12 protein-coding genes are annotated in these 12,752 nt (G+C 72.1%); 5 read left to right on the plus strand and 7 right to left on the minus strand.

Annotated elements, in window-relative coordinates; translation table 11 throughout:
* Positions 1-30 precede the first annotated feature (30 nt).
* Genes O3597_RS10295 through O3597_RS10310 form a run of 4 tightly spaced genes read right to left on the minus strand, consistent with a single transcriptional unit; the run spans position 31 to position 6,056 of the window.
* Positions 31-1,065, minus strand: a complete 1,035-nt coding sequence (locus O3597_RS10295; RefSeq protein WP_281603976.1) for an ABC transporter ATP-binding protein — start codon at positions 1,063-1,065, stop codon at positions 31-33.
* Positions 1,062-2,387 carry a sugar ABC transporter substrate-binding protein gene (locus O3597_RS10300; RefSeq protein WP_281604513.1) on the minus strand — a complete coding sequence of 442 codons (1,326 nt, stop codon included), beginning with the start codon at positions 2,385-2,387 and terminating at the stop codon, positions 1,062-1,064. Before O3597_RS10300 ends, O3597_RS10295 begins: the two co-directional genes overlap by 4 nt.
* Before the next feature lie 2 nt (positions 2,388-2,389).
* Positions 2,390-3,241: a carbohydrate ABC transporter permease gene (locus O3597_RS10305; protein WP_164446831.1), complete on the minus strand. Its 852-nt coding sequence runs from the start codon at positions 3,239-3,241 to the stop codon at positions 2,390-2,392.
* A gap of 25 nt (positions 3,242-3,266) precedes the next feature.
* A complete protein-coding gene (locus tag O3597_RS10310; protein ID WP_281603977.1) occupies positions 3,267-6,056 on the minus strand; it encodes a sialidase family protein in 2,790 nt (929 codons plus the stop codon).
* A gap of 154 nt (positions 6,057-6,210) precedes the next feature.
* On the opposite strand from O3597_RS10310, the gene O3597_RS10315 reads away from it, so the two are divergent.
* A complete protein-coding gene (locus O3597_RS10315; protein ID WP_281603978.1) occupies positions 6,211-7,068 on the plus strand; it encodes a pentapeptide repeat-containing protein in 858 nt (285 codons plus the stop codon).
* A 112-nt stretch (positions 7,069-7,180) separates the two neighbouring features.
* Here O3597_RS10315 and rnhA read toward each other — a convergent pair whose 3' ends face one another.
* On the minus strand, positions 7,181-7,660 hold the full coding sequence (gene rnhA / locus O3597_RS10320; RefSeq protein WP_281603979.1) for a ribonuclease HI: 480 nt from the start codon (positions 7,658-7,660) through the stop codon (positions 7,181-7,183).
* Positions 7,661-7,734: 74 nt separating this feature from the next.
* On the opposite strand from rnhA, the gene O3597_RS10325 reads away from it, so the two are divergent.
* Positions 7,735-8,268 carry a GNAT family N-acetyltransferase gene (locus O3597_RS10325; RefSeq protein WP_281603980.1) on the plus strand — a complete coding sequence of 178 codons (534 nt, stop codon included), beginning with the start codon at positions 7,735-7,737 and terminating at the stop codon, positions 8,266-8,268.
* Between the two features lie 8 nt (positions 8,269-8,276).
* Here the strand turns inward: O3597_RS10325 and O3597_RS10330 are convergent, their stop codons facing one another.
* Both O3597_RS10330 and O3597_RS10335 read right to left on the minus strand, forming a co-directional pair.
* Entirely contained in the window at positions 8,277-9,557 is a 1,281-nt protein-coding gene (locus tag O3597_RS10330) for a lycopene cyclase family protein (protein ID WP_281603981.1), read from the minus strand.
* 136 nt (positions 9,558-9,693) lie between these two features.
* Positions 9,694-10,296 (minus strand): hypothetical protein, encoded by a 603-nt coding sequence (locus O3597_RS10335; RefSeq protein ID WP_281603982.1) that lies wholly within the window; start codon positions 10,294-10,296, stop codon positions 9,694-9,696.
* Positions 10,297-10,929: 633 nt separating this feature from the next.
* Here O3597_RS10335 and O3597_RS10340 point away from each other — a divergent pair.
* The 3 genes from O3597_RS10340 (at position 10,930) to O3597_RS10350 (ending at position 12,696) form a co-directional block, all read left to right on the plus strand.
* On the plus strand, positions 10,930-11,421 hold the full coding sequence (locus tag O3597_RS10340; protein WP_164446836.1) for a hypothetical protein: 492 nt from the start codon (positions 10,930-10,932) through the stop codon (positions 11,419-11,421).
* 126 nt (positions 11,422-11,547) lie between these two features.
* Positions 11,548-12,162, plus strand: coding sequence for a class F sortase (locus O3597_RS10345; protein ID WP_164446837.1), 615 nt, complete (start codon positions 11,548-11,550; stop codon positions 12,160-12,162).
* Positions 12,163-12,228: 66 nt separating this feature from the next.
* Complete coding sequence (locus O3597_RS10350; protein ID WP_164446838.1) at positions 12,229-12,696, plus strand: hypothetical protein; 468 nt, start codon at positions 12,229-12,231, stop codon at positions 12,694-12,696.
* Positions 12,697-12,752 lie beyond the last annotated feature (56 nt).

The raw sequence follows: 12,752 nt of genomic DNA on the forward strand, positions 1-12,752 counted from the left end.
CTCGCCGCCCCGGCGCCGCGTCGCCGGCGCTCACGGCTGGTACCGGCGGCCGGTGGCGGCGTGGAACAGGTGCGTGTCGGCCCAGCGCACGTCGAGGCGTACGGTCGCGTCCCGCTCGGGCCGGCGGGCGGCCGGCACCCGGGCGACCACCTGGTGCCCGGCGGCGAGGCGCAGGTACGCGAAGGCGTCCTCGCCGATCACCTCGACCCGGTCGACGGTGGCCGGGGTGCCCTCGGCCGCGTCGAGGGTGACCGCCTCGGGTCGGAACCCGATCTCCAACGGCTCCTCCCCAAGCGTCGGCGCGTCGCCGCGCGGTCGCAGCGGGCCGTCGGCCGGCAGCAGGTTCATCGCCGGCGAGCCGACGAACCGGGCAACGAAGCTGCTCGCCGGGGTGCGCCAGATCTCGTCCGGGGTGCCCACCTGTTCGACCCGCCCGTCCCGCAGCACCGCGATCCGGTCGGCGAGCACCAGTGCCTCGGTCTGGTCGTGGGTGACGTGCACCATCGTCGCCCCGAGCCGGTCGTGCAGGGCCCGCAGCTCGGTCCGCATCTCGGCGCGCAACGCCAGGTCCAGGTTGGACAGCGGCTCGTCGAGCAGGAACACGTCCGGTTCGCGGACCAGTGCCCGGGCCAGGGCGACCCGTTGACGTTCCCCGCCGGAGAGCTGCCCGGGCCGGCGGTCGAGCAGCCCGGCGCAGCCCACCGTCTCGGCCGCCGCCCGGGCCCGTTCGCGTGCCACCCGGCGCGGGGTGTCGCGGACCTCCAGCCCGAAGGCGATGTTCTCGACCACGGTCAGGTGCGGGAACAGGGCGTACGACTGGAAGACCATCGACACGTTGCGTCGGCCGGGCCGTTCGGCGGTGACGTCGCGGTCGGCGATGCGGACCCGACCCGCGGTGACCGGTTCCAGCCCGGCGACCACCCGCAGCACCGTCGACTTGCCGGCACCGGAGGGGCCGAGCACCACCAGCAGCTCACCCCGGGCGACGGTGAGGTCCACCTCGTGCAGCACGGTGGCGTCGCGGTAGGCGGCGCTGACACCGTCGAGGACGAGCCCCTCGCTCACCCGTTCTCCCCTCGGGCGAACATCGGCCGGCTCTTGACGTCCAGCTCCCGGATCACGTCGTCGATCTTGTCGCCGCGGTGCACGGCGTTCTCCAGGATGCCGTAGCTGAGGTCCTCGATCTCGGGCCAGGTGGAGACGGTCGGCAGCGCCCGGACGGTGGGGATGGCGTCGAGGAAGACCTGCGAGTTACGGGGCGGCTGATCCGGATCCAGGAACGCCGGTGAGCGGGACACCCCCATGTGCGACGGCACGGTACGCCCGGTCGCGGCGATGATCCGCTGTCCCTCCTCCCCCATCGCGTACTCCATGAACCGCCACGCGGCGTCCTTGTTCCGCGACCCCCGGGTCATGCAGTACGCGTCGGAGTGCAGCACCCCGACCGGCTGCCGGTAGACCGGCAGCGGTGCGACGTCCCACTCGAAGCCGGTGATGGTGCGGAAGTTGGTGGTGGCCCGGCGGGAGGTCATCAGCATGGCGAGCCGGCCGTTGAGAAAACGTGACTCGTCGTCCTCCGCCTCCACCTCGGCGTCGCTGGGCACCACCCCGTACGCCTGCCGCAGGTCGATCAGGTTCCGCAGCGCCTCCCGGGCGGCCGGGCTGTCCAGGGTGAGCCGGGTCGGCCGGTCGGGGTCGTCGACGATCTCACCGCCGTTGGACCAGACCAGCGGGGCCAGCCGGATGATCGAGGGCTCCACGCCGAGGCCGTGCACGGCCGGCAGCCGAGCGGCACCCTCGGCCTCGGTGCCCTTGATCACCAGCCCGCGGTCGTCGCGGGTCATCAGCGTCGCGGTGGAGACGAGGTCGTTCCAGGTCCAGCCGGCCGTCGGCTCGGGCACCCCGTACCTGGTGAACAGGGTGCGGTTGTAGTAGACGGCGAGGCTGGAGACGTTCTGTGGCAGGCACAACTGGGCACCGCCCCACCGGAACGCCTCCATCGCCACCGGGTAGTAGTCGGCCGGGTCGAGCACCGACGAGGCGGCGATCCGCTCGTCGAGCGGCTCCACCACCCCCTTGGCCGCGAACTGGCCGTAGAAGCGGTAGTTCATCAGGAACAGGTCCGGCGGTGCGCCGCCGGCGACCGAGGTGGCGAGCCGGGCCAGCAGGTCCTTGCGGTCACTGGCCTCGATCAGCTGGATCCGCTCACCGGTCCGAGCCTGCTGGTACGCCTCGGCGAGGGTGCGGTACGCGCCCAACTCCTCCGGCGCGCCGAACACCAGCAGCCTGACCGGGTCGCCGGAGGCCGAGCCGCCGCCGGAGCCGCAGCCGGTGAGGGCGAGCAGGGCGCTCACCGCGAGGGCGGACAGGGATCTGGTTCGCACGATGGTCATCCCTCGGATCGGTCGTCGTGGCGCAGGAACCGCCGCTGCGCCAGCGCGAAGACCACGAGCGCGGGCACCGTGGCGATCACCGCCCCGGCCAGGAAGACGGGAAAGTTGGTCGGGTCCAGCAGGGACAGCGACCGCAACGCCAGCGGCAGGGTGAACAGCTCGCGGTCGTAGACGTAGATCAGCGGGTCGAGGAAGTTCGACCAGGTCAGCACGAAGGTCAGCGCGGTGAGGCCGGCGGTCACCGGCCGTACCAGCGGCAACGCGACCCGCCACCAGGTCCGCAGCGGCGACAGGTCCTCCACCAGGCAGGCGTCGTACAGGTCGGCCGGCAGCGCGCGGAAGGCCAGGTAGTAGACCAGGACGTAGAGCGGCGAGGTGCCCAGCAGCGCCGGGGCGATCAGGGGTACGAGGGTGTCGGTCAGCCCGAGCAGCCGGAAGATCGCGAAGCGGGGCACCAGCAGGGCGGTCGCCGGCACCATCAGCGCGACGAGGGAGGCGGCCACCACGACGGTGGTGGCGCGTGGGGCGATCCGGGCCAACGCGAAGCCGGCCAGGGCGGCGACCAGCACACTCAGCGGCACCGCCAGCACGGCGACGAGCACCGAGTTGAGCGAGGCGCGCAGCAGGCCGCCGAGGTCGACGGCGCGCTCGTAGCCGGTGGTGGAGAGCGGGTCGGGCACCAGCTGCGGCGTCGGCGACGGCGGCAGGCCGGGCTCGGTGAGGGAGCCGGAGACCAGCAGCAGCAGCGGCGGGACGAAGACCAGCAGGACGAAGGCGGCGCCGAGCGTACGCCACAGCCGAGCGGCCCGCTCGGGCAGCGGTGAGGGGCCGCGAGCGCGGCCCCTCACCAGGGTTGTGCCGATGATCGTGTCCCTACCTCAATGTCATCTTCCAGGCGCCGAGGCCGTGCGAGGCAGCGTAGAGGATCCGCTCGCCGGGCACGATGGTCAGCCCGGCCACCTCGACGTTCGGCATGCCACGGGCCGCCTTGGTCCAGGACTTCTTGCCCTTCGGCAGCAGCAGCACCCCGAAGTCGGTGGAGGCGTACAGGTCGCCGGTGACGTCGTCGCGGACCAGGTCGGTGATCGGCTGGTCGCCGAAGTCGTACGACCGGTCGCTCCAGGTCGCCCCGTCGGCCGTGGCCGTCACCTCGAAGGCGTGACCGGGGGTGGTCGGCGTGTTCGAGCCGTACCCGCTGTAGGAGATCCACGCCCGGTCCGGGTTCGCCGGGTCGATGTGGATGCTGGTGACGAAACGGTTCGGGGTGGTGGCACTGTCCACCCGGGTCCAGGTCACCGCGGCGGCCGGCTCGGCGTCGACGTTGCGGCTGACGAAGACCCGGCCGGTGCTGGTGGCCGCCCAGGCGGTGGAGCTGTCCGAGTCGACCCGCTGGATCACCGACACCGCGCCGCCGGCCCGGTCACCCCAGCCGGTGCCGGTCAGGTTGGTGGTGCCCAGCGGCTCCCAGTCGCCGCAGTCCTCCTCGTAGGTGCCGGTCCAGGAGTTGCAGATCCGGTCGGCCTCGGCCAGGGTGCGGTCGCCCAGGCCGAAGGTCTTGGTGCGGTACGCCGTCAGGCCGGTGCCGGCGAACATGGTCCCGCTGACCTTCGGGTCGCTGATCACCGGGGCGTAGAACAGGCTGCCCGGCTGGCCGTAGATCGGGTCCGCGGTCCAGATCCAGCTCGCGATGTCACCGTTGGCGAAGCTCACCTCGGGCGAGACGTCGTAGTAGGTGTGGAACCGGAACTCGGGGCGGGCGACGTCCCAGCCGGAGGCTCCGCCGTCACCGATCATCGTGTTGACCCAGCGCTGCCGCTGACCCTTGTTCTCCCAGGTGCCGTTGTCCTGGGTACCACCCTGCAACAGGTTCACGTCGTGCGGGCTGGCCGAGAGGCTGATGAACTGGAGGGTGTTCATGCCCTTGTTGACGCCGTCCAGCTTCGACGGGATCTTCGACAGCATCTGCCGGCAGCGATCCTGCTGGCCCGGCTTGGTCAGGTTGCGGTCCGGGTTGTCGCACCAGGACGAGCGGTCCACGAACTCACCGCTGGAGCGCATCACGCCACCGTCGCTGGCCTCGAAGAACTGGTACGGGTTACGCGGGTTGGTGACCAGGTCGTGCTGGTCGGGGTGCAGACCGTTGGGGTGCAGCTCGTCGGTGCCGTCGTAGGTCATGTCGGTGCCGCTGACCCCGGCGTCGGTGGACAGGATCACGGCCCGCTTGTTGGCCACCGTCTCGCCGTACAGGTAGGAGCCGCCGGTGTAGACGATGTCGGGGTGCCCCGCCGGGGTGTGCACGAACACGTCGTACCAGCACTGTCCGGTGCACTGGTTGTAGGTGGCGAAGCCCGGGTCGGCCGGGTTGGAGCTGGTCAGGTCGGTGAACGTCGGAGTGCCGGCGGCCACGTCGTCACTGCGGAACAGCCGCGAGTACGGGGTGCCGGTGTTGCCCTCGTAGACGTACATCCGGGTCTTGCCGCCGGGCAGGGCGGTCACGTCGATCGCCGGGCGGGTCTGGAACATCGCCGGGTTGAGCGACGGCTTGATCTGGGTCCAGGTCGCTCCGGCGTCGGACGAGCGCCACACCCCCCGCCCGTACGAGGAGGCGTAGACGATGTCGGCGTCTCCCGGGTCGAGCTTGACCTGGCGTACGCCGCGCGGCGAGCAGGTGGCCGTGTTGTTGTACTCGGCGGCGCTGCCGGTGCAGGCCGTGGCGTCGGCCGAGCCGTTGTGGATGAACTTCCAGCTCTTGCCACCGTTGGTGGACTTGTACAGGCCCCACTTCTCGGCGTCCGGCACCGGCCGGGTGACGCCGGTGCAGCAGGAGCTGGACATGCCGCGCAGCGCGGTGGTGGTCGCCACGTAGAGCGTCTTGGGGTCGCCGGGCTTGATGGTGATCTCACCGATGCCCTTGCCGCCGAGCGCGTCCTTGCCGAGCGGGCCGGACCAGGTCAGACCACCGTTGGTCGACCGGTACAGGCCGACGCCGGCGACGCAGCCGGAGCCGCAGGTGTTGGCCTCGCCGGTGCCGACGTAGATGGTCAGGCCGGTGCGGTCGTTGCGGTCGATGGTCACCGCGCCGGCCGCGTTGATGCCCAGCGGGCCACCCAGGTAGAACCACTTCGGTTCGGCGGCGAGGATGTTCAGGGTGCCCCAGACACCGCCACCGGCCGGGGTCACGTACGCCCGGCAGAGCAGCTTCGAGCAGTCCGGGCTGATGTCGATCGAGGTGACCCGACCACCGGCGACGTACTCGTTGGGCACGTAGTTGAAGGCGTTGCGGTACTCGGTGAACGGGTAGAGCGCCTCGCTCGGGCCGACGTTCGTCCACTTCCGGCTGCCCCTGAACCGCTTGTCGGCCGCCGTGAAGGCCGCCTTCGACCGGTCCAACTGGGCGATGGTGATCGCGTCTGCGGGGTAGGCCCGCTCCAGGAACGCCTGCTGGGCGGCCCCGCCGGGTCCGTCCGGGGACATGCCGCTGTCGCCCGGAACGGCGCGGCGCAGCCGCTCCAGGTGGGCACCGAGGGCGTTGGGCATCTCCCCGCCGACCGCGACGGGTGTCGGCGCCTCGGCGCCGGCGTAGTGGATTCCGGCCAGGCCGGTCGACGCCACCAGGGCACCTACCGCCAGGCCAACAAGAAGATGGCGACGTCTACGCTTCACGAGGGTTCCTCCGGCATGACGGCGTCACCGCAGCTCGGCATCCGGATTGGCGACCGTCGCTGGCAGCGTCCACGCAGGAATATGTCAGAGGGATCCACCGCAGGCAATAGAGCTGTTAGACGTTATCCAACCGCCGCGAGGAGGAACGGACCAGATGTCGAAGGAGGGTGGGCCGACGGGCGCCGAGTTGCGGGCCGACTGTGCCCGCTGCTTCGGCCTGTGCTGCGTCGCCCCCGCCTTCGCCGCGTCGGCGGACTTCGCGCTCGACAAGCCCGCCGGTCAGCCGTGCCGCAACCTGGGGACGGACTTCGGCTGCACCATCCATGCCGAGCTACGGGACCGGGGTTTCCCCGGCTGCACCGTCTTCGACTGCTTCGGCGCGGGTCAGCGGGTCGCCCAAGTCACCTACGGCGGGCGGGACTGGCGCGGCGAGCCGCGCAGCGCCCGGCAGATGTTCGACGTGTTCGCGGTCATGCGCCCGCTGCACGAGTTGCTGTGGTTGCTCACCGAGGCACTGCGGCTGAGTCCCCCAGCCGACCTGCGGGCGGGGCTGGCAGCCGCGCTCGCCGAGACCGAGCGGTTGACCGGTGGCGACCCGGGAACGCTGCTGGCCACCGACGTCGACACGCATCGGGCCGCGGTCAACTCGCTGCTTTCGCGTACCGCCGAGCTGGCCCGTGCCCGGGACGGAGCCGGCGCCGACCTGCGCGGCGCCACGCTGGTCGGGCGCGACCTGCGCCGCACCACCCTGCGTGGGGCGAACCTGCGGGGCGCGGTGCTGATCGGCGCCGACCTGCGCGGGGTGGACCTGACCCGGGCCGACCTGACCGGCGCGGACCTGCGCGGGGCGGACGTACGCGGGGCCGACCTGTCCGAAGCCCTCTTCCTGCACCGGTCGCAGGTCGACGCCGCCCGGGGCGATCCGCGGACCCGGTTGCCGGAGCGGATCGGCCGCCCGGTCCACTGGTCGCACCTGCCACTCGCCCCGACGAGAACTGTGCGCCGCCGCTGACCCGGTGCCGGGGTCGCTTCCCCGGCCTGCTCGACCCCGCAACGGCGACCACGGCGTGTCCGGTCCGGTCACGCCCGGCACCTGCCCGGGAAGTGATCCGCTGCCTGGCCGGTCAGCGACCACCGGACGCGGCAGCGGTCCGGGCCTCGGTCATGCCCTGGTTGGCCAGGGCGTCGGCCCGCTCGTTCTCCGGGTGGCCGTTGTGCCCCTTCACCCACAGCCAGGTGATCTGGTGCCGGGCGCAGGCCGCCTCCAGCCGCTGCCACAGGTCGGCGTTCTTCACCGGCTGCTTGGCGGCGGTCAGCCAACCGTTGCGTTTCCAGGACGCCAGCCAGCTGGTGATGCCGTTGCGCACGTACGTGCTGTCGGTGTGCAGCTCGACGGTGACCGGGCGGGTCAGGCTCTCCAGCGCCTCGATGGCGGCGGTCAGCTCCATCCGGTTGTTCGTGGTGGGGCTCGCCTCCCCGCCACGCAGCTCACGCTCGTGGGAGCCGTAGCGCAGCACCGCACCCCAGCCACCCGGGCCGGGGTTGCCGCTGCACGCCCCGTCGGTCCAGATCCGCACCACCCGGCCGGCCGTCTCGTCCACCATGCGGCGAATCTACCGAGGCCACGCTGGCTGCCGGCAGGCACCACGCAGGTGCCGGTTCCAGTAAGGTCTGGCCAGTGAGCGAACTCGTTACTGACACGCGTCTGGCGATCCGCCCGGCGGAGCCGGACGATGCCGAGTTGCTGCACCGCTTCATCGTCGAGCTGACCGTGGCCGAAGGCTATACCGAGGAGGTCACCGCCGAGCCGGCGGACGTGCTGCGAGCGCTGTTCGGGCCACGGCCGGTCGCCGAGGCGGTGGTGGCTTCGGTCGACGGTGAGCCGGTCGGCTTCGCGCTCTACTACTCGACCTACAGCACCGTGGTCGGTCGGCCCGGCATCCACCTGGACGATCTGTACGTCCGGCCGGAGCACCGGGGCAGCGGCGTCGGCCAGGCGTTGCTGACACACCTGGCGCGGCTGGCCGTGGAGCGCGGCTGCGGCCGCCTGGAGTGGTGGGTGTTGCGCACCAACGATCCGGCTCTGCGCTTCTACCGGAAACTACACGCCCGCACCCTTGACGAGTTGGACGTGCTGCGGCTCGACGGCGAGCACCTGCACGCCCTCGCTGCCGGGGCGCACGGGCCGGGTCCCACCGGCGGCCGATCCTGACCCGGCCGCTACCGATCCGAGCCTGACCGCTCGACGCCCGGCGGCGCGGAGCCGACGACCGGCGGCGGCACGGTCCAGGCCGGTCGGCGCGACGGCGCGCTCCGATCACGCACCCGAGCTGCGGCGTCGGCGACGGTGGCGGTGACCATCGGTCGCAGGCGGGTGGAGCGCATCACCGCCAGGTCCTCGGCGAGGCTGGTGTCACCGTCGAGGAAGCGCAGCACCCGACTGGCCGGGTTGCGGTCGAAGAGGCGGCCGAAGAACTCCGGCCCGTCGACCAGGCCACCGTCGAGTGCCCGCAGGGCGACCGCGTCCATCCACCGGTGCCGGCCGGGGTACGCGGGTGCCGGCACCGGCGGCCGGCCGGCGGCGACCGCCCGGGCCACCTGTTCGGCCTGACGGTGCATCGCCGAGAAGGTGAAGCCGGTCGAGGGTCGGGTGGCACCACCGCCCGTGCCGAGCCGCACCACCCGGGGCGAGGGTCGGGCCACGAACGGACCGTCGGTCATCGGGATGACACCGTTCTCGACCTCGGTCACGGTGAGCCGGGCCGCATCGAGGCCGAGCAGGTCGCGGTAGCCGGCCAGGGCCGCGTCGTACGCCGCTGCGGTCAGCAGGTCGGGTGAGAACTCGGTGTACTCGACGAGCGCGTACCGGCTGTCGACGGGCAGCACGTAGCCGAAGGAGACACCCCGGGCCGGCTGCGGGGTACGGAAGTCCATGAGCACGGCCCGTGCCGGGTCGAAGACCGGCCGGTCCGCCGTCAACCACCAACCCCGGAAGTGCTGCAACCAGTTGGTACGCCCGGGTCGGTGCGGTGGCCGCGGTCGGGAGTCCAGCAGCCAGCGGGCCCGCAGCAGCGGTCTACCGTCGACGGCACGCACCAGCACCCGGTCACCGTCGTCGTCGACGCGACCGGCTGCGGCGCCGATGCGGGTCACGCCCAGGTGCCGCTCAGCCTCGGCGGCGCGGGCGTAGATCGGGCCGGAGCGCAGCATCGCGTACCGCAGGGGCGTCAGGTCCAGGGCGCGCTGCGCGTCCGGCGTGACCACCTCGACCCGTGACCAGCTGGCGCTGAGCAGTTCGTCCAGGTCGTTGCTGGGCTGGCCCCAGAACGCCCAGGTGCGGTCCTGCCCACGTCTGTGCACCGGGTCGACGACGGCGATCCGCACGTCGCGTACCCGGTGGCGGGCCAACGCGGCCAGCACCAGCGACGCCGCACCACCCCCACCGACCAGGGCGAGATCGACGTCGACGGGCGAGGAGTCCATCCGATCACGCTGCCACATCGTCAGGCTTGTCGAAGGCGCAGGGCCGTTCCCCGCCCTCCGGACGCCGAAAGCCCGCTGGCCGGCACCCGGGTTCGGGTGCCGGCCAGCGGCTTTGCTCCCCCTGCGGAGGAATGTTCGTGGTTGTCAGCTGGTGTCAGCTGGTCCAGTGCTGGGCGACGAGGTCGGCGGCCTGCTGTTCCCACTGGGCGTAGTGGTCGGGGTAGGCCGAGACCTGCACGGTCTGGGCGGCCTGGGTCAGGGGCATGTCCTGCCAGCCGTCGACCTGCTTGAGGCCCTTGAGGAAGGCCAGGGTCGAGTACTCGGGGTCGGTGATCTGCTCCACCGTGCCCCAGCCGGAGGAGGGGCGCTGCTGGAACAGGCCCTGCGAGTCGTGGTCGTTGCGGTCACCCAGGTGGCCCAGGTTCTCCAGCTTCGACTCCTGCAGCGCGGTCGCGATCGACACCACGGCGGCACGCTCGTCCATGCCGGCCTTCTTCGTCGCGGCGATGATCGCCTTGACGTTGTCGATCTGCTCGTCGTTCAGCTCGACGTGCGACTGGTTGGACGGGGTGCCGTGCGGCAGCAGCTTGCCCATGTCCGGCTTGTCGGCCCGCACCACGTCGGCCTGCACCGCCGCGACCGGGTTGCTCGTGACCGGGGTGGTGTCGGCGTGAGCGGCCACCGGACCGGCGAACAGACCACCGGTGAAGGCCACACCCGCGATACCCAGCACGCTCTTCCGCAGCATCGTGTTCATCACAGAAGCTCCATTCGGGGGTCGACGCACACACACCCACAGGGGGGGGACGGGGCGCGCGTACGCAAGCACCACAAAGGCGCCCAAACAAAAAGGGGGGAAAGTCCTCCGGCACGCGGGGCGTATCGCCGCTTCGCGTCGCCGGGACCATGTGTAACGACCGGCGACCCGCCATCATTCCGGGGGGCCCGCACCCACCCTGGCGGGCGGTGTCTTCCTCGGCCGTTCACCCGTGCACAAACGCCCCCGCCTCCCGCGCGATTCCGCCCTCAGCCGGCCGACGGAACCCGGAAACCGGACACCCGGCACATCCGGGCAGTGTCCGCCCACGACGAGGGTGTGGCCCGCCGTGCCCGGCGCAGGGATCAAGCCTGACCGCCCGGAGCCGGGCACGGCGGGCCACACCCCCAACCCCGCACCACACCCCCAACCCCGCCCACAACGGACCCCGACCGCCCCTTTCACAACGCCTGCGGCGTACGGGGGAACACGGGACGGCAACGAGGATTTCTCATTTTCACCGGATCGGGTCTCAAGCCCACCTAGTGTTGGGCACACCGGTGCTAGTCACGGAGTTGGCCACCCGAACGACGTCCCACGCAGTCAGCGGACGAAAAGTGAGGGAAGACGCGTATGAAGGCAACAAGATTTCTCGTACCGGCGGCAGGCGGGGTCGCTCTCGGCGCACTGCTGCTGCCCGGCACCGCGCTGGCCGACACGACCGTGTCGCCGCCCACCACGCCGGTCGGTGGAACTGTCGTACTGACCGCGACGGGCTGCAACCCGAAGTCAGGTGACGCGATCTTCCGGGTCACCGGGCCGGACCGTGACCAGAATGTTCGCTCCACCACCGCCGCCGCTGGTGGCGGACTGAGCGCGGAGCTGTTCACCGCCGGTTTCACGCTGGGCACCTACACGGTGGCCGCCACCTGCGGCGACGGTACGCCCGACGGCAGCGCGACCCTGACGGTCACCCCGATCGGCGGTGCCGAGGCCGGGGGCCGGGCCGGCGACGACGGTGTCGGGACGATGGCCACCGGCGCCACCCTGCTGGCCACCGCGCTCGGCGGCGCCGTCATCCTGGCCCGGCGACGGCGTCACGCCGTCACCGCCGCGACACACTGACCCACGACCCACCCCATCCCATCCTGCGACGGGTGCCCGTACCGTGCTCGACGGTACGGGCACCCGAGGCGGCACGGCAGAGGTAGTTCCCGCGCCCGTCGCGGGCACCGGCGAACGGAGGTTCCCGTGCGGGCGTACCGGTTGGGCCGTCTCCTGGTCGCGGCGCTCGCGGTGGCCGGGCTCGCGCTGGTCGGCGCGGGTGCGACGCGGCTGCCGGTGCGACCACCGCAACCGGACGGTACCGCCGCTCCGCACCGGACGGTGCCAGCGCCGCACCTGCCGCCCTTGCCCCGAGCCGTGCCCGTCGAGGTACGCATCCCCGCCATCGACGTTCGCGCACCGTTGGTGTCCGTCGCCGCCGATGCCGCCGGGGCGCTGGAGGTGCCGCCGCTGGACCGCCCGGCCGTGGCGGGCTGGTACCGGCTCGGGGTCAGTCCGGGAGAGACCGGCAACGCGGTGCTGGTGGGTCACGTGGACTCCCCCGCCGGGCCGGCCGTCTTCTTCAACCTCGGACGGCTGCGTCCCGGGGATACCATCGAGATCGTCCGGACCGACGCCCGGCTGGTGCGCTTCGCCGTGCTCGGGGTCGAGGCGTATCCGAAGGACCGGTTCCCCACCGATCTGGTCTATGGGCCGGGCGACGCGGCCGGGCTCCGCCTGATCACCTGCGGCGGCCGGTTCGACGGGGACAGCGGCGAGTACGTCGACAACCTCGTCGTGTTCGCCAGCAGGGCAGCCTGAACCCGCGTTTGACCGTCGGGACGCCGGGAAGACCCGTCGCCAACGGCAGATTCGCAAGGAGCGACGATGGCGCAGGCAGCACGGGCCAGCAAGCGGACCGGCGCGGACAAGGGCGGCCCGCCGCCGCGCAAGGCGGCGGCGAAGAAGGCGGCCACGGCGACCAGGCGGGCCACCGGGGCCACCGCCGCGAAGACGCCCGATACGAAGCCCACCCCGACGAGTTCCCGTGTGGCCCGCAAGAAGGCCGTCTCCGCCACCGCCACCCCGGCCCGCCGCCCGACCGCCAAGGCGACCGCGAAGAAGACCGCCTCGGTCAAGAAGGCACCCGCGAAGAAGGCGACGGCGGCGAGGTCATCCGGCGCGACCGCACCGGCCGGCAAGGCGACGGGTACGAAGCGGGCACCGACCAGGAAGACCTCGGCCTCCCAGGCCGCCGCGTCCCGGTCCCGCTCCGCCGGCCCGGCACCGGCGAAGCGGGGCACCACGATGGAGTCGTTCGGCAATCGTCGGGGTGCCCGCACCGGATCCCGCTGACCGGCACGCCGGAGAGGACGTCGGCAACTCAGGGCCCGAGCGGGGCGGCGTCCGGG

The organism is Verrucosispora sp. WMMA2044, assembly GCF_027497155.1.
In the GTDB taxonomy this organism is placed as follows: domain Bacteria; phylum Actinomycetota; class Actinomycetes; order Mycobacteriales; family Micromonosporaceae; genus Micromonospora; species Micromonospora palythoicola.

Excerpts from the sequence above, each read along its gene's own strand:
- O3597_RS10350 (WP_164446838.1), top strand. The coding sequence starts at position 12,229 with ATGGCGCAGGCAGCACGGGCCAGCAAGCGGACCGGCGCGGACAAGGGC.
- O3597_RS10340 (WP_164446836.1), top strand. The coding sequence starts at position 10,930 with ATGAAGGCAACAAGATTTCTCGTACCGGCGGCAGGCGGGGTCGCTCTC.
- O3597_RS10330 (WP_281603981.1), bottom strand. The coding sequence starts at position 9,557 with ATGTGGCAGCGTGATCGGATGGACTCCTCGCCCGTCGACGTCGATCTC.
- O3597_RS10335 (WP_281603982.1), bottom strand. The coding sequence starts at position 10,296 with ATGAACACGATGCTGCGGAAGAGCGTGCTGGGTATCGCGGGTGTGGCC.
- rnhA (WP_281603979.1), bottom strand. The coding sequence starts at position 7,660 with ATGGTGGACGAGACGGCCGGCCGGGTGGTGCGGATCTGGACCGACGGG.
- O3597_RS10315 (WP_281603978.1), top strand. The coding sequence starts at position 6,211 with ATGTCGAAGGAGGGTGGGCCGACGGGCGCCGAGTTGCGGGCCGACTGT.